The 481-nt window shown below is 64.9% G+C and carries 2 protein-coding genes; one reads left to right on the top strand and one right to left on the bottom strand.

Features of this window, described 5'->3' with window-relative positions; all coding sequences use genetic code 11:
- On the top strand, window positions 1–183 hold a 183-nt coding region (locus AC0AIB_RS31145; RefSeq protein WP_465098070.1), incomplete at its 5' end, for a hypothetical protein.
- A gap of 74 nt (window positions 184–257) precedes the next feature.
- Here the strand turns inward: AC0AIB_RS31145 and AC0AIB_RS31140 are convergent.
- Window positions 258–481 (bottom strand): M48 family metalloprotease (locus AC0AIB_RS31140; RefSeq protein ID WP_465098069.1); only part of this gene is annotated, 224 nt, incomplete at its 5' end.

Here is a 481-nt window from a genome sequence, read left to right as displayed (position 1 = left end):
GAGATAAGCCACACGCTGCGCGAGCAGTCCACCGCCGCCAACGAGGTGGTCTCCACCGTCGGCAACATCACCTCCCTCTCAGAGCAGTCGGGAGACGCGGCCCGTCACGTCTCCCAGGAGGCGGCCAAGCTCAAGCAGCTGTCACGGCTGCTGCGCCAGGAGATGGGCCACTTCAAGCTGTGATCCTATGGCACAAAGCAAAACGGCTGCCCAAAGGCAGCCGTTTTTTATGCGGGTGTGTCACCCTGGCATCACACTCAGCCGCGCAGGGCGGCGATGCGCTGCTCGATGGGCGGGTGGCTCATGAACAGCTCGCTCACGGAGCGCTTGCCGTTGATGCCAAAGGCCATCATGGCACCTTCCATCTGCGGCTCGGCACCGCGGGAGAGGCGCTGCAGCGCGGCAATCATCTTGTCGCGGCCGGCCAGCTTGGCGGCACCCGCGTCGGCGCGAAACTCACGCTGACGGCTGAACCACATGA

This window comes from Micromonospora sp. DSM 43699, assembly GCF_055517075.1.
Note: the sequence above shows the minus strand (reverse complement) of the source record. Positions and strands in the feature narration are given on the sequence as shown.